The sequence below is a fragment of the Promicromonospora sukumoe 327MFSha3.1 genome (assembly GCF_000385135.1).
GTDB lineage: Bacteria > Actinomycetota > Actinomycetes > Actinomycetales > Cellulomonadaceae > Promicromonospora > Promicromonospora sukumoe_B.
Genome location: NZ_ARQM01000011.1, coordinates 319,777 through 340,297 on the forward strand (window position 1 = coordinate 319,777; position 20,521 = coordinate 340,297).

At 71.3% G+C, this 20,521-nt stretch carries 18 protein-coding genes; 13 read left to right on the forward strand and 5 right to left on the reverse strand.

The genetic code is table 11. The features are described from left to right. Window positions 1-6: 6 nt before the first annotated feature. Entirely contained in the window at window positions 7-696 is a 690-nt protein-coding gene (def, locus tag H291_RS0115180) for a peptide deformylase (protein WP_020015859.1), read from the forward strand. A gap of 64 nt (window positions 697-760) precedes the next feature. On the opposite strand, the gene H291_RS0115185 is transcribed toward def, so the two are convergent. The 3 genes from H291_RS0115185 to H291_RS0115195 all read right to left on the reverse strand — a co-directional run bounded on the left by H291_RS0115185 (window position 761) and on the right by H291_RS0115195 (window position 2,921). Continuing rightward, window positions 761-1,342 carry an alpha/beta hydrolase family protein gene (locus tag H291_RS0115185; protein WP_020015860.1) on the reverse strand — a complete coding sequence of 194 codons (582 nt, stop codon included), beginning with the start codon at window positions 1,340-1,342 and terminating at the stop codon, window positions 761-763. 69 nt (window positions 1,343-1,411) lie between these two features. Next, on the reverse strand, window positions 1,412-2,266 hold the full coding sequence (locus H291_RS33815; RefSeq protein ID WP_026365785.1) for a hypothetical protein: 855 nt from the start codon (window positions 2,264-2,266) through the stop codon (window positions 1,412-1,414). 34 nt (window positions 2,267-2,300) lie between these two features. Further along, entirely contained in the window at window positions 2,301-2,921 is a 621-nt protein-coding gene (locus H291_RS0115195) for a hypothetical protein (RefSeq protein WP_020015861.1), read from the reverse strand. A 295-nt stretch (window positions 2,922-3,216) separates the two neighbouring features. Between H291_RS0115195 and H291_RS30300 the strand changes: the two genes are divergently transcribed. Continuing rightward, window positions 3,217-5,778: an ATP-dependent Clp protease ATP-binding subunit gene (locus H291_RS30300; RefSeq protein ID WP_033326926.1), complete on the forward strand. Its 2,562-nt coding sequence runs from the start codon at window positions 3,217-3,219 to the stop codon at window positions 5,776-5,778. Between the two features lie 191 nt (window positions 5,779-5,969). Here H291_RS30300 and H291_RS0115205 read toward each other — a convergent pair whose 3' ends face one another. Beyond that, window positions 5,970-6,716 (reverse strand): IclR family transcriptional regulator, encoded by a 747-nt coding sequence (locus H291_RS0115205; RefSeq protein ID WP_020015863.1) that lies wholly within the window; start codon window positions 6,714-6,716, stop codon window positions 5,970-5,972. A 69-nt stretch (window positions 6,717-6,785) separates the two neighbouring features. Here H291_RS0115205 and eda point away from each other — a divergent pair, with 69 nt between their 5' ends. The 3 genes from eda to H291_RS0115220 all read left to right on the forward strand — a co-directional run bounded on the left by eda (window position 6,786) and on the right by H291_RS0115220 (window position 9,674). Next, entirely contained in the window at window positions 6,786-7,478 is a 693-nt protein-coding gene (eda, locus tag H291_RS0115210; protein WP_020015864.1) for a bifunctional 4-hydroxy-2-oxoglutarate aldolase/2-dehydro-3-deoxy-phosphogluconate aldolase, read from the forward strand. Continuing rightward, complete coding sequence (locus H291_RS0115215) at window positions 7,475-8,575, forward strand: sugar kinase (RefSeq protein WP_020015865.1); 1,101 nt, start codon at window positions 7,475-7,477, stop codon at window positions 8,573-8,575. The genes eda and H291_RS0115215 overlap by 4 nt, the downstream gene beginning before the upstream one ends. 106 nt (window positions 8,576-8,681) lie before the next feature. Continuing rightward, the gene (locus H291_RS0115220; RefSeq protein ID WP_026365786.1) at window positions 8,682-9,674 is read left to right on the forward strand and encodes an NAD-dependent epimerase/dehydratase family protein; all 993 of its coding nucleotides are present in this window, start codon (window positions 8,682-8,684) and stop codon (window positions 9,672-9,674) included. A 56-nt stretch (window positions 9,675-9,730) separates the two neighbouring features. Here the strand turns inward: H291_RS0115220 and H291_RS0115225 are convergent, their stop codons facing one another. Next, window positions 9,731-10,747 carry a LacI family DNA-binding transcriptional regulator gene (locus tag H291_RS0115225; RefSeq protein ID WP_020015867.1) on the reverse strand — a complete coding sequence of 339 codons (1,017 nt, stop codon included), beginning with the start codon at window positions 10,745-10,747 and terminating at the stop codon, window positions 9,731-9,733. Window positions 10,748-10,972: 225 nt separating this feature from the next. Here H291_RS0115225 and H291_RS0115230 point away from each other — a divergent pair, with 225 nt between their 5' ends. From H291_RS0115230 to H291_RS0115265, 8 genes are all read left to right on the forward strand, one after another. Next, window positions 10,973-11,914 carry an ABC transporter permease gene (locus tag H291_RS0115230; protein WP_020015868.1) on the forward strand — a complete coding sequence of 314 codons (942 nt, stop codon included), beginning with the start codon at window positions 10,973-10,975 and terminating at the stop codon, window positions 11,912-11,914. Continuing rightward, window positions 11,908-12,858, forward strand: coding sequence for a carbohydrate ABC transporter permease (locus H291_RS0115235; protein WP_020015869.1), 951 nt, complete (start codon window positions 11,908-11,910; stop codon window positions 12,856-12,858). The genes H291_RS0115230 and H291_RS0115235 overlap by 7 nt, the downstream gene beginning before the upstream one ends. A 62-nt stretch (window positions 12,859-12,920) precedes the next feature. Further along, the gene (locus tag H291_RS0115240; RefSeq protein ID WP_026365788.1) at window positions 12,921-14,567 is read left to right on the forward strand and encodes an ABC transporter substrate-binding protein; all 1,647 of its coding nucleotides are present in this window, start codon (window positions 12,921-12,923) and stop codon (window positions 14,565-14,567) included. Between the two features lie 110 nt (window positions 14,568-14,677). After that, entirely contained in the window at window positions 14,678-16,354 is a 1,677-nt protein-coding gene (locus H291_RS30305; protein WP_033326928.1) for a GH39 family glycosyl hydrolase, read from the forward strand. After that, a complete protein-coding gene (locus H291_RS0115250; RefSeq protein ID WP_020015872.1) occupies window positions 16,351-18,405 on the forward strand; it encodes a beta-galactosidase in 2,055 nt (684 codons plus the stop codon). Before H291_RS30305 ends, H291_RS0115250 begins: the two co-directional genes overlap by 4 nt. Further along, window positions 18,402-19,118: a DUF624 domain-containing protein gene (locus H291_RS0115255; RefSeq protein WP_020015873.1), complete on the forward strand. Its 717-nt coding sequence runs from the start codon at window positions 18,402-18,404 to the stop codon at window positions 19,116-19,118. The genes H291_RS0115250 and H291_RS0115255 overlap by 4 nt, the downstream gene beginning before the upstream one ends. A gap of 65 nt (window positions 19,119-19,183) precedes the next feature. Next, window positions 19,184-20,107, forward strand: coding sequence for a hypothetical protein (locus tag H291_RS32645; RefSeq protein ID WP_157237069.1), 924 nt, complete (start codon window positions 19,184-19,186; stop codon window positions 20,105-20,107). Between the two features lie 69 nt (window positions 20,108-20,176). Next, window positions 20,177-20,518, forward strand: coding sequence for a YnfA family protein (locus H291_RS0115265; RefSeq protein ID WP_020015875.1), 342 nt, complete (start codon window positions 20,177-20,179; stop codon window positions 20,516-20,518). Window positions 20,519-20,521: the final 3 nt, after the last annotated feature.

A 20,521-nucleotide genomic window follows, 5' to 3' on the forward strand; every position in this document is an offset into this window, starting at 1 on the left:
TCTGCCATGGCATGGACCCGCCCCCGACGACGTAAGCCCGTCACGTACCTGCTCGGTGAGCCGGTCGAGGAGTACCCCGCGACCGCCCCGGAGGTGGAGCGGGGCCGGGTGCTGCGCATCACCGAGATCGGCGAGCCGGTGCTGCACACGCCGTCCCGGACCGTCGAGGAGTTCTCGACGCCGGAGCTCGCGCGGCTGATCGACGACCTGTTCGCCACCATGGAGTCGGCGCAGGGCGTGGGCCTCGCGGCCCCCCAGGTGGGCGTGGACCTGCGGGTGTTCGTGTACGACCTCACGGACGCGTCCGGGGACCGGCACGTGGGCCACGTGGTCAACCCGGTCCTGGAGATGGACCTCGAGGCCGAGCCCGAGACCGAGGAGGAGGGCTGCCTCTCCGTGCCCGGGGCGTACGAGCCCCTGGAGCGGCCCGGCGCCGCCACGGTGCGCGGCGTGGACCAGCACGGGGCACCGGTGCAGCTGTCGGGCACCGGGTACCTGGCGCGCTGCTTCATCCACGAGTCGCAGCACCTCGACGGCACCCTCTACTGGGACCACCTCGACGCCGAGCTGCAGGCGGACGCGCTGGAGCAGCGCGACGAGGAGCGGCCGCACATCGTCGCGGAGCGGCGCGAGATCGCGATCGAGCTCGACAAGACCCCGCCGGAGTACCCGGAGAAGCCGGCCGGCGGTCGCTGACCCCGCACCTTCCCGCACGTGTCAGACCCTCAGGTCACCATGGTGACCTGAGGGTCTGACACGATCAGCGGAGGGTTGCGACCCAGTTCGCCACGGTCTCGGCCACCGCCTTCTCCCGCGCGACGCCGCGCATGTCGTGCGCGCCGGACAGCGTCACGCTGGTGACGGTCCCGGGGATCGCCGCGACGTGGGCCGCGAGCTCGTCGGGCGTGCCGAACGGGTCCTTGTCGCCGGAGACGAACAGCGTGGGCACCTCGATCTGCCCGAAGTGCTCCACGCGGAGCTTCTCCGGCTTGCCCGGCGGGTGCAGCGGGTAGCTGAGCAGCACCAGCCCGGCGGCGGGCAGGCCCTCGGCGACCGCCATGGAGCACATCCGCCCGCCGTAGGACCGCCCGCCCAGCAGCAGCCGGTCGGTCCCCACGCCCAGCTCGTCCGCCCAGGCGGCCGCCTCCTTCCGCAGGTGCCCGACGGCGACCGGGGCCCGGTCCGGCATCCGCCGCCCCTCGAGGCGGTACGGGAAGTCGATACGGCGCACGGGCAGCGGCGTCGCGGCGTCGGCCAGGGTCTGCTCGACCGTGACGAGCGCCTGGTTGTCGCGGCTCGCGCCCGCGCCGGGGGTCAGCAGGAGTCCTGCGGGAGTGGTCACCGGACCAGTCTGCCCCGGGCGGCGTCGTCCGGCCGGGCCGGGCCGGAGCGGGTGAGGTGAGGTGCGGCCTCAGGTGAGGCGGCGCAGGAGCAGCAGCGCGCCGCCCACGGTCAGCAGCGCGCCGCCGCCGAGCACCGCGACCCAGCCCAGCGGCGAGAGCAGGTCCTCCTCCTGCGCCACGTGCGCCTGCGCCTGCGTCGGGGCCTGCTGGATGTTCTGCAGCAGCCCGGCTCCGGGGGAGGTGGTCGACGGCGAGGGGCTCGGCGTGGCGGTGACCGACGGGGTCGGCGTCGGGCTCGGGCTGGCCGACGGCGTCGGAGTGGGGGTCGGCGTGGGCGTCGGGGTCGGCTCCGTCGCCGCTGCGGCCGCCTGTTGCCCCGACTGCTCCGCGGCCGGGGACTCCGTGTCGGCAGGCGTCGGCGTGGCCTCCGGCGACGCCCCGCCACCGGGCCGGGGCGTCGAGGTCGGCGTGGGGGTCGACGTCGGCTCCGCGGGCTGCACGGTGGCGGTGCACACGCTGTTGCCGCTCGTCTCGTGCCAGCTGCTCGCGTCCTCGACCTCGACCCACACCACGCAGTAGCCGTCGGGGTAGGCCTGCACGGCCTCGCGGAACGAGGTCCAGCCCTGGTTCTGCTCGCCACGGGTGAGGTCGCGCCCGTACGAGCGCGCGCTCTTGCCGTTCAGCGAGCGGACCACGTAGGCGACCTCGTCGCTCTCGCGGCCGGGTTCGAAGGAGACGCCGTCCGAGCTCACCCGGATGTCGTCCCCGTAGCGCTCGGCGGCCGCGGCACGCTGTGCGACGGTGGCAGTGCCGGCCAGGGCGAGCACGGTCAGCAGGAGCAGCGTGAGCAGGAGCCGACGTGGTGCGGTGGCGTGACGTGCCATGGGCCGCGTCGGTGCGGCGGAGGCGATGGTGCGGATCACGGCGGCGATCCTACCGCCGTGCCCGCCGCGGGGCTCAGAATCTCGGCCCCTCCTCGCCGTGCAGGAGGTTGCGGATGGGCCGCGTGACGACGTCGACCCGGTCCACCAGGTCGGTGGGCCCGGTCACGACCAGGGCCCGGTCGGCCGCGGGGGAGTAGACGGCGGTCACGTTGCGCACGGTCACCCGCATGCAGCGCCTGGCGGCGCCGTCCACGTGGAACTGCTTCGTCTCGACGGGCACGTCGTCCACCTCGGCGACGATCGCGCGCATCGCGCTGCGGTAGTCCTGGTACGACTCGGCGAGGTCGGTCACGTCGGCCGCCTCGGGCGAGGCGGCCGGGTCGACGTCGGCGTGGAGCGGGGCCACGAGCGCGCCGCTGCAGGCGGCGCGCACGATGTCCTCGACCTGCGCCGGCGTCGCGGGCACGCGCAGGGTCTCGACCTCCACGGTCTCGCCGGCGAACGTGCGGTAGGAGCGCAGGAAGCGCTCCTCCGTCGGGTCCGTGCTGTCGGAGACGCCGGTGACCTCCTCCTCGACGAGGTCCAGACCCCACGTCAGGGGGTCGTCCACCTCGCCGACGACACCGGAGAAGCGCGCGAAGCGCGCGACGATCTGTTCCCAGGACTCGGGGGTCGGGCTCGGTTCGTCCGCCATGGGGCCTCCCGGAGCGGGTGCGGGTCTGGGAACGAGACTGCCGGGTGCACGGGGAGGCGTCAACGACCTTCGCCGGAATCAGCCGGGAATCAGCCGGGACTCGCCGCCGCACGGGGCCGCCCGGGCGTGTCGCCGCGCTCCGGGCGCGCTTTGCCGTCCGCGGACCGTCCATCGTCACGCCCCTGGCGAACATGGGCATCAACCGGTAGGTCGCCGCGTTGGGAGCGCATAGAGTCGTTGCGGTCAGGCCTGGTACCGCCGGTGCAGGTGTACGCCGCTCGTGAGGGAGCAGCACATGTTCGAGAGATTTACGGATCGCGCCCGTCGGGTCGTCGTCCTCGCCCAGGAAGAGGCGCGGATGCTGAACCACAACTACATCGGCACGGAGCACATCCTGCTCGGCCTCATCCACGAGGGTGAGGGCGTTGCCGCCAAGGCGCTGGAGTCGCTCGGGATCTCGCTCGACGGCGTCCGTACCCAGGTCACCGAGATCATCGGTGAGGGGCAGCAGGCGCCGAGCGGGCACATCCCGTTCACGCCGCGCGCCAAGAAGGTTCTTGAGCTGTCGCTCCGCGAGGCGCTGCAGCTCGGTCACAACTACATCGGCACCGAGCACATCCTGCTCGGCCTCATCCGCGAGGGTGAGGGCGTTGCCGCACAGGTGCTCACCAAGATGGGTGCCGACCTGAACAAGGTTCGCCAGCAGGTCATCCAGCTGCTGAGCGGCTACCAGGGCAAGGAGCCTGTCTCCGCCGGTGGCCCTCAGGAAGGTCAGCCCGCGGGCTCGGCCGTGCTCGACCAGTTCGGCCGCAACCTCACCCAGGCCGCGCGCGAGGGCAAGCTCGACCCGGTCATCGGGCGCACGCAGGAGATCGAGCGGGTCATGCAGGTGCTGTCCCGCCGCACCAAGAACAACCCGGTGCTGATCGGCGAGCCCGGCGTCGGCAAGACGGCCGTCGTCGAGGGCCTCGCACAGGACATCGTCAAGGGCGACGTCCCCGAGACGCTCAAGGACAAGCAGCTCTACACGCTTGACCTGGGCGCCCTGGTGGCCGGCTCGCGCTACCGCGGTGACTTCGAGGAGCGCCTCAAGAAGGTGCTGAAGGAGATCCGCACGCGCGGCGACATCATCCTGTTCATCGACGAGATCCACACCCTGGTGGGTGCGGGTGCCGCCGAGGGCGCGATCGACGCCGCCTCCATCCTGAAGCCCATGCTGGCTCGCGGTGAGCTGCAGACCATCGGTGCCACCACCCTCGACGAGTACCGCAAGTACGTCGAGAAGGACCCGGCCCTGGAGCGCCGCTTCCAGCCGATCCAGGTGTCGGAGCCGTCGCTCGAGCACGCCATCGAGATCCTCAAGGGTCTGCGCGACCGCTACGAGGCCCACCACCGCGTGTCCATCACGGACTCCGCGCTGGTCTCCGCGGCCACGCTGGCGGACCGGTACATCAACGACCGGTTCCTCCCGGACAAGGCGATCGACCTGATCGACGAGGCCGGGGCGCGGCTGCGCATCCGTCGCATGACGGCGCCGCCGGAGCTCAAGGAGCTCGACGAGTCCATCGCCGAGGCGCGCCGCGAGAAGGAGTCGGCGATCGACGAGCAGGACTTCGAGAAGGCCGCCGGGCTGCGTGACAAGGAGAAGCAGCTCACGCAGGTTCGCGCGGACAAGGAGAAGGCCTGGAAGTCGGGCGACCTCGACACGGTCGCAGAGGTCGACGACGAGCTGATCGCCGAGGTGCTGGCGATGTCCACGGGCATCCCGGTCGTCAAGCTCACCGAGGAGGAGTCCAGCCGGCTGCTCCACATGGAGGACGAGCTGCACAAGCGGGTCGTCGGCCAGGAGGCCGCGATCAAGGCCCTGTCGCAGGCGATCCGCCGTACGCGGGCCGGCCTCAAGGACCCGAAGCGTCCCGGTGGCTCGTTCATCTTCGCCGGCCCCACGGGTGTCGGTAAGACCGAGCTCGCCAAGGCGCTCGCCGAGTTCCTGTTCGGTGACGAGGACGCGCTCATCCAGCTCGACATGTCCGAGTTCTCGGAGAAGCACACGGTCTCGCGCCTGTTCGGCTCCCCGCCCGGATACGTCGGCTACGACGAGGGTGGCCAGCTGACCGAGAAGGTGCGGCGCAAGCCGTTCTCCGTGGTCCTGTTCGACGAGGTGGAGAAGGCGCACGCCGACATCTTCAACTCGCTGCTGCAGGTGCTCGAGGACGGTCGCCTCACGGACTCGCAGGGTCGCGTGGTCGACTTCAAGAACACCGTGATCATCATGACCACCAACCTGGGCACGCGGGACATCGCCAAGGGCGTCCAGACCGGCTTCAACGCCGGCGGCGACCTGGTGACCTCCTACGAGCGCATGAAGGCCAAGGTCAACGAGGAGCTCAAGCAGCACTTCCGGCCGGAGTTCCTCAACCGCGTCGACGACGTGGTCGTGTTCCCGCAGCTCTCGCAGGACGAGATCATCGAGATCGTCGACCTGGAGATCGCGAAGCTCGACCGTCGCCTGCGCGACCGGGACATGGGCATCGAGCTCACCCCCGCCGCGAAGCACCTGCTGGCGGAGAAGGGCTACGACCCGGTGCTCGGCGCCCGTCCGCTGAAGCGAGCCATCCAGCGGGAGATCGAGGACACGCTGTCCGAGAAGATCCTGTTCGGCGAGCTCACGGCGGGTCAGCTGGTGATCGTCGACGGCGAGGGCGAGGGCATCCTCGGCGAGTTCAGCTTCCGTGGTGTGGAGCGGGACGAGCGTCGTCGGCCGACCCAGGCCGAGCCCCAGTCGGTGCCCGCGGGCGCCGGACTGGTGCCGCGCGACCTGCCGCCGTCGGGCCAGATGGCGGCCGGCGGGGCGTGATCGCCCGGTAGGACGCGGTCCTGACACGAGGCCCGGCCACCCCTTCGGGGGTGGCCGGGCCTCGTCGTTGTCCCGGGGCCGCGGACGGAGGTGCGCTTCTACCCAGCGATTGGGCCCGAAACCGAGTGAGTTCCGGGCCCAATGGCTGGGTAGAAGCGCACCTCGGGTATCGGGGCGGCGCCGGGTGGCCGTCAGGCCACCGGCGGAAGCGCCAGGCCCGCCGGGAGGAGGGGCGGGAGCAGCTCGCGCAGCGCGTCCACGCGCTCCGCACGTGCCGCGCCGCGCAGCCGCTCCACGGGGGCCGTGATGCTCACCGCCGCGACGCCCCGGCCCGCGCGGAGCAGCGGCACCGCGATGCAGGCGATGCCGCGCTCGTTCTCCTCGGTCTCCCCGGCGACGCCGGTCCGCCGGGCGTCGGCCAGCACGTCACGCAGGTGCTCCGCGGGGGTGTTCCCGCCGGCGAACCGCTCCAGGACGCCGTCGTCGAGGTCCTGGACCGACAGCAGCGCCCGCCCGAGCGCCGTGGTCGCGGCGGCGCGCCGGCGTCCGACGGCGGACCACACCCGGACCGCGCGCTGCGGCTCCACCTTGTCGAGGTAGACCACCTCGCGCCCCGCCAGCACCCCGAGGTGCACCAGCTCGTCGACCGCCTCGCTGAGCGCCGTCAGCGCCGGGTGCAGCAGGGCGGGGAGGTTCTCCTCGGCCAGGTAGGCGCTGCCCAGCGCCAGGGCGGAGGGGCCGAGCCGGTAGGCGCCGTCCGACGTCTGCTCGGCGTAGCCGCGGTGGCGAAGCGCGGCGAGCGTGCGGTGCAGCGTCGGCTTGCTGACGCCCACGGCCTGGGCCAGCGTGGCCAGCGGCGCGCCCGCGGCGCCGAAGCCCGCGAGGGTGTCGAGGGCCAGCAGTGCCTTGTCGACGCTGCCGAGCGGACTGGCTTCCACGGGACTCCCTCACGTAGCATGCGTTTCGCAGTGAACAACAGGCGTTCACCATAGCGAAACGGAGCACGCATGTCATCCCCCGACAACCCGGTCCTCGACGCGCTGGCCGCGCACCGGCTCGTGCCGGTCGTCGTGGTCGACGGCGCCGACGAGGGCGCCCGCCTCGCCGACGCGCTCGTCGCCGGCGGCCTGCCCGTCGCCGAGATCACGCTGCGGCTCGCGGGTGGTCTCGACGCCATCCGCGCGGTCGCGAAGAACCAGCCCGACGTCGTGATCGGTGCCGGCACCGTCACCACCGTCGCGCAGGTGGACGACGTCGTCGAGGCCGGTGCGCGCTACATCGTGTCCCCGGGGCTGTCGGCCGCCGTCGTGCGCCGCGCGCAGGAGCACGGCGTGCCCGTGCTGCCCGGCGTCGCCACGCCGTCGGAGATCATGGCCGCGCTCGACCTGGGGGTCGACGTCGTCAAGCTGTTCCCCGCGTCCGTCGTCGGCGGGCCCGCCGCGATCAAGGCGTTCTCCGCGCCGTTTCCCGGCCTGCGGTTCGTGCCGACGGGTGGCGTCAGCGCCGCCAACCTCGGCGACTACCTCGGCCTGGACCCGGTCCTGGCCGTCGGCGGGTCCTGGATGGTGGACCGCAAGCTGGTGACCGCGGGGGACTGGGACGGGATCACCAGCCGCACCCGCGACGCCGTGGCCCTCGCCGCCGAGGTCTCGACAGGCTCGACCAGCAACGGCTCGACCACCGAGGAGAAGAACCGATGAGCTCGCTGAACGTCCGTCCCGCCGCCGAGAGCGCCTACGACGTCGTCGCGCTCGGCGAGGTCATGCTCCGCCTCGACCCGGGCGACCGCCGGGTGCGCACCGCCCGCAGCTTCGACGTGTGGGAGGGCGGCGGCGAGTACAACGTGGCGCGTGGCCTGCGCCGCTGCTTCGGCCTGCGCGGCGCGATCGTCACCGCGCTCGCCGACAACGAGATCGGCCGCCTGGTCGAGGACTTCATGCTCACCGGCGGCCTCGACACGCAGTACGTGCAGTGGGTGCCCTACGACGGCATCGGCCGCACGGTGCGCAACGGCCTCAACTTCACCGAGCGCGGCTTCGGCGCGCGCGGCGCGGTGGGCGTGAGCGACCGCGGCAACACCGCCATCTCGCAGATGAAGCCCGAGGACGTGGACTGGGACGCGCTGTTCTCCCGCGGCGTGCGCTGGCTGCACACGGGCGGCATCTTCGCGGCCCTCTCGGAGTCGTCGGCCGACGTCGCCGAGGCTGCCATGTCCGCGGCCCGCCGGCACGGCACCATCGTGTCCTACGACCTGAACTACCGGCCCTCGCTGTGGAAGGGCATCGGCGGCGAGGAGCGGGCGCGCGAGGTCAACCGGCGCCTGGCCAGCCACGTCGACGTGATGATCGGCAACGAGGAGGACTTCACGGCCTCGCTCGGCTTCGAGGTCGAGGGTGTCGACGAGAACCTGACCGACCTGGACACCGGCGCGTTCCGCGCGATGATCAAGACCGCGTCGGAGGCGTACCCGAACTTCCAGGTGATCGCGACGACGCTGCGCGGGGTGCGCTCGGCGTCGCGCAACGACTGGGGCGCCATCGCCTGGTCGCGTGCCGAGGGCTTCGCCGAGGCGACGCACCGGGCGGACCTGGAGATCTTCGACCGCGTGGGCGGCGGCGACTCGTTCGCGTCGGGCCTGGCCTACGGGCTCATGGAGCTCGGCTCGCTCCAGGAGGCCGTCGAGTACGGCGCGGCGCACGGTGCGCTGGCCATGACCACGCCGGGCGACACCACCATGGCGACGCTCGCCGAGGTGGCCAAGCTGGCCGGCGGAGGCAGCGCGCGCGTGCAGCGCTGACCTGCTGCGCGACGCGCCACGGGGGCAGGGTCGGCCGGTGTCCGCACCTCGGACCGATCTTGCCCCCGACCAGCGCAGACAGGGTGCTCGGTGCAAGGATTGGAGCATGTCCCAGAGCATCCTGTTCATCGGTGGAAGCGGAATCATCAGTCATGCCTCGGTGGCCCGGGCCGCGCGGCTCGGACACCGGGTGACAGTGCTCAACCGGGGCAGATCCACGACCCGTCCCGTGCCCGCCGGGGTGGAGACGCTCGTCGCTGACGCGAACGACCCCGAGGCCGTCGCCGCCGCCGTCGGCAGCCGGGAGTTCGACGTCGTCGCCCAGTTCCGGGCGTTCGGGCCGGAGCACGTGGCGCGCGACGTCGCGCAGTTCGCGGGCCGGACCGGGCAGTACGTGTTCATCTCGTCGGCGTCGGCCTACCAGACGCCGCCGTCGCGCCTGCCGGTCAAGGAGTCGACGCCGCTGCGCAACCCGTTCTGGCAGTACTCCCGCGACAAGATCGCCTGCGAGGACCTGCTGGTGCGCGAGTACCGGGACAACGGGTTCCCCGCCACGATCGTGCGCCCGTCGCACACCTACGACCGCACCCTGCTGCCGACGTCGGGCGGCTGGACCGACGTCGCCCGCATGCGCGCGGGCAAGCCGGTCGTCGTCCACGGCGACGGCACGTCCCTGTGGACGATCACGCACACCGAGGACTTCGCGGTCGGGTTCGTGGGGCTGCTCGGCAACCCGCTGGCCGTGGGCGACACGTTCCACATCACCGGCACCCACGCGCCCACCTGGGACCAGATCTACACCTGGCTGGCCGACGCCGCGGGGGTGCGGAGCCCCGACCTGGTGCACGTCGCGTCCGAGACCATCGCCCGCGTGCTGCCCGACATGGGCCCCGGCCTGGTGGGCGACAAGGCGCACTCGATGGTGTTCGACAACTCGAAGGTGCGCTCGCTCGTGCCCGAGTTCGGCACCACGATCACCTATGACATCGGCGCCGCCGAGCAGGTGGCCTGGTTCGAGGCGCACCCCGAGGCCCAGGTCGTCGACGCCGAGCTGGACGCGGCCTTCGACCGCCTGGCGGCGCACGCCCGCTCGATCTGACGCCGCTCCCGTCGGTCGAGCTTGTCGAGACCTCACCAGGTCTCGACCACCGCGATTCAGGCCGACGGCGCCGTCGACTCCCGCACCACCAGCTCGGTCGAGAGGTTGAGGCGGCGGACCTTCGGCGACCGGCCGCGGGCGATGTCGAGCAGGATCTGGGTGGCGGCCGCTCCCATCTCGCGGAGCGGCTGCCGCACGGTCGTCAGCGGCGGGCCCACCCAGGACGCCAGCGGCAGGTCGTCGTAGCCCACCACCGAAAGGTCCTCCGGGACGCGCAGGCCGAGCTGGTGCGCGGCCCGGAGCACGCCGAGGGCCTGCATGTCGGAGCCCGCGAACACCGCCGTCGGGCGGTCCGGCAGGGACAGGAGCTCCAGGCCCTGCTCGAAGCCTGCCTCGACGTAGAAGTTCCCCTCGCGCACGAGCGCGGGGTCGACGACCGCGCCCGCCTCCTCGTGCGCCGACCGGAACCCGTCCACGCGGGCGCGGCTGCACAGCATGTTCCACGGCCCGGTGATCATGCCGATCCGGCGGTGGCCCAGCGCGAGCAGGTGCCGCGTGGCCTGCAGCCCGCCGTTCCAGTTGTCGGAGCCCACGGAGGCGACGTCGGCCGGCGGCTCGCCGTCGGTGTCGATCACCACGTACGGGATGCCGCGCCGGTCGAGCTGCTGGTGCTGCGCTTCGGACAGGTTCGCGGCGACGAGCAGCACGCCCAGCGGCGGCCGCGAGATCGTGGTGTCCAGCCAGCGGGCCGGCGGGCGGTGCTCGCCGCCCAGCTCGGACAGGATGACGCTGGTGCGCAGCTCGGCGGCGGCGTCCTCGACGCCCCGGATGATCTCCATCGACCAGGCCGAACCCAGGCGGTGGAAGACCAGGTCGATCAGACCGGACCCGGGCGGCGCGGCGGCGGGCCGGCGCCGGCGGTACTGGTGCTTCTCGAGCGCGGCCTCGACGCGGTCGCGGGTCGAGGGGGCGACGTCGGCCCGGCCGTTGAGCACCTTGGACACGGTGGGCACCGAGAGGCCGAGCTCGCGCGCGATCGACGCGATGGTCGGTCCGGGGCTCACGCCGGTCATCGCACCCGCCTTTCGGTCATGTCTGCGGAACTTTCGACCCGAAGGTACACCGTTTCGCGTCAGTATCGGGTCTCGTACCCGCCATGGATTGCCGTGTCTGGATCGTAATCACCACGTTCTGGGCATGTCTTGACGTGTCGCCGGATCTCACCCTACTGTCCCTCACGACAAGCACTATCGGCATCGACGTCGATAGTTTCGAAAACGTTCCACAAAGAGGTGGGGATGGCTACCGAGCTACGCGGCGCAACAGAGCTACGCGGCAAGGAGACGTGGGGCCTGGCACTGCGCAAGCACTGGCGCCTCTACAGCCTCGCGCTCCTGCCGATCATCTGGTTCCTGGTCTTCCGGTACCTGCCCATGGCCGGCAACGTGATCGCGTTCCGCCGGTTCCGGCCGGGCGGGTCGATCTTCGGCGAGGAATGGGTCGGCTTCTACTACATCGAGCGGTTCATCCAGGACCAGGCGTTCTGGCAGGCGTTCCAGAACACCGTGATCATCGGTGCGCTGACCCTCGTGATCGTGTTCCCGCTGCCGATCATCCTGGCGCTGCTGCTCAACGAGCTCCGGTCGCGGGTGTTCAAGCGGTTCGTGCAGACCGTCAGCTACCTGCCGCACTTCATGTCGGTCGTGATCGTGGCGGGCTTCGTGTTCGAGCTGACGTCGCTGGACGGCACGGTGAACCGGCTGGTCAAGCTGTTCGGCGGCGATCCGATCTCGTTCATGCAGCAGGCCGACTGGTTCCGCACGATCTACGTGTCCTCCGAGGTCTGGCAGACCGTCGGCTGGGGCACCATCCTCTACCTGGCCACCCTGACCACCATCGACTCGCAGCTCTACGAGGCCGCGCGGATCGACGGCGCCAACCGCTGGCAGCAGACGTGGCACGTCACGCTGCCCGGCATCCGGCCCACGATGATGGTGCTGCTCATCCTGAACATCGGCCAGTTCATGCAGGTGGGCTTCGAGAAGATCTTCCTGCTCTACAACACGCTGACCCAGCCGACGGCGGACGTGATCTCCACGTACATCTACCGCGTCGGCCTGACCTCCGGGCAGCTGAGCTACGCCACGGCGATCGGCCTGTTCGAGGCCGTGATCGGTCTGGTCCTCGTCTTCTCCGCCAACGCCATCTCGCGCCGAGTCACCGGGAGCTCCCTGTGGTGAACACCGCCCCCGCCCCGACCACCGACGCCGTGGGCGCCGAGACCCCCGACCTGTCGCGGCCCCGCCCCGAGACCACCACGGTCAAGGACACCCCCGGCTACACGGTGTTCCGCTGGGTCAACACGACGATCCTGGTGCTGGTCGCCGCGGTCACGCTGTACCCGTTCCTCAACCTGGCCGCGCGGGCGTTCAGCTCCGAGGCCGCGATCCGCAGCGGCGACGTCACGGTGTGGCCCATCGGGTTCAACACCACCACCCTCATGTCGGTGCTGGAGCAGGACCTGTTCTGGCGCAACTACCTCAACACCGTGGTCTACACGGTGGTGGGCACCGCGATCGCCATGGCGCTGACCACGACGTTCGCGTACGTGCTGTCGAAGAAGTACCTCAAGGGCCGCATGATCCTGATCGGCTTCGCGGTCTTCACGATGTTCTTCACCGGCGGCCTCATCCCGAACTACATCCTGGTCAGCCAGCTCGGGTTCAAGAACACCATCTGGGCCGTCGTCGTGCCCCAGGCGATCAACGTCTTCAACCTGCTGGTCATGAAGTCGTTCTTCGAGAACTTCCCCGAGGAGCTGGAGGAGGCCGCGGCGATCGACGGACTGACCACCTACGGCATCTTCTTCCGGGTGGTGCTGCCGCTCAGCAAGGCGGTGCTCGCCACCATGGTCCTGTTCTACGCGGTGTGGTTCTGGAACTCCTGGTTCCCCGCGTTCCTGTACATGGACGACCCGCAGATGTACCCGGTCACGGTGTTCCTGCGGAACATCATCGCCGGCGCCACCGGCACCGGCGAGGGACTGAGCGACGTCGCCGTCCAGATCGGGGCCAACGTCAAGGCGGTGACGATGCTGCTCACGGCGCTGCCCATCGTGTGCCTCTACCCCTTCGTCCAGAAGTACTTCGTGTCCGGCGTGATGCTCGGCTCCGTCAAGGGCTGAGCGCGCCGCACCACCGTCCGATCCGCCGTCGAACGACGACGTTCATACCCCGGAGGAAATCAATGAGGATCACCCCAAGAAAGATCGCCGCGGCCACCGCCGTGGCCGCGCTCGGACTCTCGCTCACCGCGTGCTCGTCCGGTGGCGAGGACGACGGCGCCGCCGTCGACACGGCCGACAAGATGGTCGGCGCCATGGAGGACTACGGCGTCGGCACCACCTTCAAGGCGACCGAGCCGCTCACGTTCGGTCTCATGTACCGCGACCACCCGAACTACCCGCTCCAGAAGGACTGGTCGATCCTCAAGGCGTTCGAGGAGGAGCACAACGTCACTTTCGACATCCAGTCGGTGCCGCTGGCCGACTGGCAGCAGAAGCGGGCGCTCCTGATCAGCTCCGGCGACGCCGCCGACCTGATCCCGTCCACCTACGCGGCCGACGTCGAGACGCTCACCTCGGGCGGCGCCGTCCTGCCGATCTCGGACTACCTCGACTACCTGCCCAACTTCCAGGACAAGGTCGAGAAGTGGGGCCTCCAGGAGGACCTGGACCGCCTGCGCCAGGCCGACGGCAAGTTCTACGTGCTGCCCGGCCTGCACGAGAGCCCCAAGCCGTCCTACTCGATCGCGATCCGCGAGGACTGGTGGGAGGACGCCGGCCTGGAGGACCCGAAGACCTGGGACGAGTTCGCCGACCAGCTCGAGGTCATCAAGGAGGAGCACCCGGAGCTCGACTACCCGTACACCGAGCGCTGGTCCATCAACGGGCCCATGGAGGCCACCCTCCAGGCCGCGGCCGGCAACTTCGGCACCGAGGCGGGCTGGGGCTACGGCGACGGCGTGACCTGGAACGGCTCCGAGTACGAGTACACGGGCACGTCCGAGGGCTACAAGGAGCTGGTCTCCTACTTCGCCGACCTGGTGGACCGCGGGCTGCTCGACCCCGAGGGCCTCACCCAGGAGGACGACCCGGCGATCGCCAAGCTGACCACCGGCAAGGTCGCCGCCCTCGGCGTCAACGACCAGGAGATGACGCGGTACCGCACCGGCTTCGAGGAGGCCGGCGACAAGGACGCGAAGCTCAAGGAGATCGTGGTCCCGGCCGGCCCCGCCGGCAACATCATGGACGCCACCACCGGCGGCCAGTTCGAGTCCGGCATCGCGCTGTCCTCCAAGGCCGCCGAGCGCGAGGACTTCGTGGCGATGCTGCAGTTCGTCGACTGGCTCTACTATTCCGACGAGGGCCTCGAGTTCGCCAAGTGGGGCATCGAGGGCGAGACCTACACCAAGGACGCCGACGGCACCCGCACCCTGGCCGACGACGTCGACTGGAGCGGCCTCAACCCGGGCGCCCCGAAGCTGCTGAACACCGACTTCGGCTACTACAACGGCGTCTGGTCGCTGGCCCACGGCTCCACCTCGGACCTGGTCCGCTCCACGCTCACGCCCGAGGTGCAGGGCTTCCTCGACGAGATGAACAAGAAGGACGTCGCGGAGCGGGGCCCCGGCATCGCGATGGACGAGATGCAGCGCGAGGAGTCCTCGCTGCTGCAGACCAACCTGCAGGACCTGGTCATGACGGCGACGTCGCAGTTCATCCTGGGCGACCGCTCGCTCGACGAGTGGGACGCGTACGTGGCGGAGGTGGAGAGCGCCGGCTCGCAGACGTACGTCGACACCGTGAACCAGGCGGCGGGCGTCACCGAGTAACCATCCGTCGGGTGCGGGGACCCGGGTCTCGACAGGCTCGACCAGCGGTGCGTGCCGCTGGTCGGGCCTGTCGAGACCCGGTCCCGCACTCGACAGAACAGAGGAGTGCTGTGGAGCGGGTTCATGTTTCCGGTTCGGCGAGCGGGGTGCTCGGGGACGCCTGGCGTACCTGCGTGGGCACGGGGCGGTTCAACCTCGCCCTGCGGCAGGACTACCAGGAGTCGCTGGCCCTCGTGCAGCGCGAGATCGGCTTCCGGCACATCCGGGGCCACGGCATCCTGCACGACGACGTCGCGGTGCACCGCCCGTACGACGTCGCAGGTCACCGCGGTACCGCCTACGTGTTCACCTACGTGGACCAGGTGGTCGACGCCTACCTGCGGCTCGGGATCAAGCCGTTCCTCGAGCTCGGGTTCATGCCCCGCGGGCTCGCCTCGGGAGACCAGACGGTGTTCTGGTGGCAGGGCAACGTCACGCCGCCGCGCGACCACGCCGAGTGGGCCCGCCTGGTGCAGGCCCTGCTGCGGCACCTGATCGACCGGTACGGCATCGACGAGGTGCGGACCTGGCCCGTCGAGGTGTGGAACGAGCCCAACCTCACGCACTTCTGGGCCGGCGCCGACCAGGAGGCCTACTTCCGCCTCTACGAGACCTCCGTGCTCGCGGTGAAGGACGTCGACGCCGAGCTCCAGGTGGGCGGCCCCGCCATCTCCCCCGGGGCCGACGACTGGTGGGAACCCTTCGCGGACTTCGTCACCCGGCGCGACCTGCCCGCCGACTTCCTGTCGGTGCACGCCTACACCTCCGGCCCTGCCCAGCACGTGCCCTTCGGCGTCTACCAGGCGCTCCGCCGGCCCGAGGACCTGCTCGACCAGTTCGCCCGGCCCGCCAAACTCCTGGCGGGGACGGCGCTCGCGGGCCGCCCGCTGCACGTCACCGAGTTCAACACCAGCTACCGGCCCGACAACCCCGTGCACGACACGGCGTACAACGCGGCCTACCTCGCCCCCGTGCTCGCGAACGGCGGTGAGCACGCCGACTCCTTCGCCTACTGGACGTTCAGCGACGTCTTCGAGGAGGAGGGGGTGCCGGCGTCGTTCTTCCACGGCGGGTTCGGCATGCTCGGGCACCGCCAGGTGCGCAAGCCGACCTTCCACCTGTACGCGTTCATGGCGCGGATGGGGCAGGAGGTGCTCGCGCGCGGCGTCGACCACCTGGTCACGCGGCATGCCGCGACGGGCCAGGTGACGGTGCTCGCCTGGCAGCCCGTGGGCGGCACGGACGACGCGGCCGAGCCGGAGCGCCACGAGATCCGGCTGAGCGTGCCGGTCTCGATCAGCCCGCTGGTCACCCCGTTGGTCGAGCTCGTCGAGACCGGTCACCGGGTCTCGACAAGCTCGACCGGCGGTGGTTCGGCCGGCGGTGGCGGCCGGGTGTTCGGGATGCGGTACGACGTCGACGAGACCGCCGGCAACGCCTGGGCCGCCTGGCGCGAGATGGGGCGCCCCGCGTCGCCGTCGGCCCGGCAGCTCGACGCCCTGCACGAGGCGAGCGAACCCGCCCGCCGCGCCTTCTCCCTGCCCGTGCTCCCGACGGCGGACGGCGGACGGGTCGACCTCGACCTGACCCTCGGCCGCCACGGCGTGACCCTGGTGACCCTCGATCCCGTGCGCGACGAGACCCCGCCCTGGGTGGACGACTCGCGCATCCTGGGCCGGAGCCGAACCACGAACGACAGCCGGACCTCGAACGACAGCCGGACCTCGAACGACAAGGACGACGCGTGACCGACTCGAAGATCCTGTACGGCGGCGACTACAACCCGGAGCAGTGGCCCCGGCCCGTCTGGGAGGAGGACTACGCGGCGTTCGACAAGGCGTCGATCGACACGCTCACGCTCAACGTCTTCTCCTGGGCCACGCTGCAGCCGGACGAGGACACCTACGACTTCGCGCAGCTCGACGCGATCGTGGCTCGCGCCGTCGAGGGCGGCCGCGGCGTCGTCCTGGCCACCTCGACCGGGGCGCTGCCGCCGTGGCTGGCGCACCGCCACCCCGAGGTGGAGCGCACCGACTTCCAGGGCCGGCGCCACGTCTACGGCCAGCGGCACAACGCGTGCCCGAGCTCGCCGGTCTACCGGCGCCTGTCGGCGGAGCTCGCCGGCCGTATCGCCGAGCGGTACGCCGGCACGCCCGGCCTGGTCGCGTGGCACGTCGGCAACGAGTACGGCGGGTTCGACGGCGGCTGCTGGTGCGACCTGTGCGCCGAAGGGTTCCGCGACTGGCTGCGCGCGCGGTACGGCACGCTGGAGCGGCTGAACGAGGCGTGGAACGCGACGTTCTGGTCGCACACGTTCAGCGACTGGGCGCAGATCGTGCCGCCGAACATGCTCAGCGAGCACTGGCGCGGGCCCGACCACACGGCCTTCCAGGGCATCACGCTCGACTACCGGCGGTTCATGTCGGACGCGATGCTGGCCAACTTCCGCGACGAGAAGGCCCGCATCCGCGAGCACGACGCGACCACGCCGGTGACGACCAACTTCATGGGCATGTTCCGGCCGATCGACTACCACCGCTGGGCCGCCGACCTCGACTTCGCCTCCTGGGACAACTACCCGCCCGGGCAGCGTGAGCACGTGCGGATGGCGCTGGCGCACGACGTCATGCGCGGCCTCAAGGACGGCGACCCGTTCTGGGTCATGGAGCAGACGCCGACCATCACGGCGTCCCGCGACGTGAACCCGGTCAAGCGGCCGGGCGTGCTGCGGCTCTGGTCGTGGCAGGCGGTGGCGCACGGCGCGGACGCCGTCCTCTACTTCCAGATGCGGCAGTCCCGCGGGGCCTGCGAGCGGTACCACGGCGCGGTCCTGGACCACGCGGGGCGCACCGACACGCGCGCGTTCCGGGAGGTCGCCGCGCTGGGGTCGGAGCTGTCCGGGCTGGGCGACGCCGTCGTGGCGGCCCGGACGCCGGCCCGCGTCGCGCTGCTGTTCGACTGGGACTCCTGGTGGGCCGCCGAGATGACGGACGGCTTCAACCGCCATGCCAGGTACGTCGACACCGTGCTGTCGTACTACCGCGCGCTCTGGCAGGCGGGCGCCCAGGTGGACGTGGTGCCCACGACGGCTGACCTGACGCGGTACGACGTGGTGCTCGCCCCGATGCTGCACGTGCTCAAGGGCGACGTCGCGGAGCGGCTGGCCGCCGTGACCGAGCGCGGGGGCTCGGTGCTCGCCTCGTACTGGTCGGGCCGCGCGGACGAGAACGCCAACGCGCACCTCATGGACGCGCCCGGGCCGCTGGCCCCGCTGTTCGGCGTCCGGGTCGAGGAGACCGACTCGGCCGAGCCGGGCGTGACCAACCCGGTGACGCTGACCGACGGGTCCGGCGAGGTGGTCTCGGCCGCGCAGCTCGTCTTCGAGGTGCTCGTGCCCGAGGGCGCCGACGTGGTCGGCACCTACGGCGCCGAGTTCTACGCGGGCACGCCCGCCGTGACGCGGTACCGCCCCGCTGGGCCCGAGGGCGGTGAGGCCTGGTACGTCGCGACCGGACTGGACGACGCCGGGGCCGCGTGGGTGGTGCGCCGCCTGCTCGACCGGCACGGGCTCGTGGGCCCGTACGCCGACGTGCCCGACGTCGAGCTCGCCGTGCGCGCCAAGGACGGCGTCCGGTTCGCCTTCCTGCTGTCCCACGCGACGGAGCCCGTCGAGGTCGCCGCGCACGCGTCCGGCGTCGACCTGCTGACCGGCCGGGCCGTGCGGGCGGGCGAGACGCTGCGGCTGGCGCCCACGGACGTGGTCCTGCTGCGCGAGGACGGCACGGGAGGCGAGGCGTGAGTTTCGGCGGGCGGGGTTCCGGGCGTACGGGCGACGGCGAGCGGCGCGAGTTCGGCGAGGGGGTGCTCGGCCGCGCGACCGCGCTCGTGTACTGGCACCTGATCGTCGAGCTGCTGCTCGTCGTCGCCGTCCTGCCCGGCGTGCTCGGCTCGCTCCTGCTGGAGCGGACGCCGGGCAACGCCGTGCTCTTCGCACTGTGCCTCGTGCCGGTGGGGCCGGCGGTGTCGGCCGGGCTGTTCGCGCTGCGCGACCGCACCCGGGCCGAGGGGCTCACCCCGGCGTCGTCGTTCTGGCGCGGGTACCGGCTGAACTGGGCCGACGCCCTGCGGGTCTGGGTGCCCGCGCTCGCCGGCGGCGTCGTCGTGGTGCTGGGGCTGGCGAACGTCGGCGCCGGCGGCGTGCCCGGCTGGTACGCGGGCGTGCTCGTCGTGGTGGGCGCGGGGCTGGCCCTGTGGACGACGAACGCGCTGGTGATCGTGTCGTTCTTCGGGTTCCGCACGCGCGACTCGGTGCGGCTGGCAGCGCACTACCTGGGCGCGCGGCCGCTGGTCACCCTGGGCACGCTCTCGCTGCTGGTGCTGGCCGGCGGCATCGTGGTGCTGACCACCGAGGCCGTGTTCGCCCTGCTCGCGGTGGTCTGGCTCGCCCTGGTGCTGCGGAACGCGGGTGCCCTCGTGACCGACGTCGAACGGCGGTTCACGGCCACTGCTTGACCCCTGCCTGGTGATATCTCGGGGCTAAATTGTCCGTTCTATGGCTCTTGCGACACAGTGTGCGCATGGCTATCAAGCAGGGGGACCCGGGACGGCTGACCTATCGCTATCTACGCGTGGCGATAGTGGCCGTCGTGCTGGTGCTGTTCGTGTCGCTGACCATGCAGATCGTCGCCGACCACGGGCGGCTCCACTCCGGCGAGGAGTGGTGGCACGCCTCGATCAGCGCCTACTTCTACTCGCCGGTGCAGAGCGTCTTCGTGGGCGCGCTGGTCGGCATCGGTACGTGCCTCATCGCGATCAAGGGCCGGCACGGCGCCGAGGAGGTGCTGCTCAACTTCGCGGGCATGTTCGCGGTCGTCGTGGCCCTGGTCCCCACGCCGCTCGACGCCGACATGTGCACCGCCGAGCCCTACTGCCTGGACGTGCCCGAGCGGGTGGGCAACAACATCGGCACGCTCCTGCTGGTGGGCGGCGTGGTGCTGGCGCTGGCGACCTGGCCGCGGCGTCGTGACCTGGGCAGCCGGGAGGGCTGGGACCTGTGGCTCACGTGGCTGACGTGGGCCGGGACCGGCGTCTGGCTGCTGGCCTGGCCCGACGGCTTCCTCGCGGCGGCGCACTACGCCGCGGCCGTGCTCCTCTTCTGCTGCCTGGTCGCCGTCGCGTGGATCAACGGGTCGGACGTCGCCGTCAGGGCCCAGGTGCTCGAACGGCTGCGGGGCATGTCGGCGCGGGCCTACCGGGTCTGGTACCGCGGGATCGCAGTGGTCATGGCCGTGGTGCTCGTGGCGGGCCTGGCCACCATGGTGGTGCTCGACCGGTACCTGCCGGACCTGTTCCCGCAGACGCTGTTCGTGGTCGAGGCCGTGCTGATGCTGGTCTTCGCCCTGTTCTGGGTGCTGCAGACCATCCAGTTCTGGGACGTCGGCCTGCCGGCGCGCGCCCTCGTGGAGACCAGCAAGGTCCCGGGTGACACCCCGGAGACGTAACGTCTTCCCCGACGCGCGGCCCCGACGGGATCGCACGGACCTGCCGCCGAACCCGGGGAGTGCCGCCCGATGAACGTGACCCGATCGATCGTCCTGTTCGTGGCCGCCGCCCTCTTCGAGATCGGCGGCGCCTGGCTCGTGTGGCAGGGCATCCGCGAGCACAAGGGCTGGCTCTGGATCGGCGCCGGCGTGATCGCCCTGGGCCTGTACGGCTTCTTCGCGACCCTCCAGCCGGACGCGAACTTCGGTCGCATCCTGGCCGCCTACGGGGGCATCTTCGTGGCCGGCTCCCTGGTCTGGGGCATGGCCGTGGACGGCTTCCGCCCCGACCGCTGGGACGTGACCGGCGCGCTGATCTGCCTGGTGGGGGTCGCGGTGATCATGTACGCACCCCGGCCGGACGCGGGCTAGGCG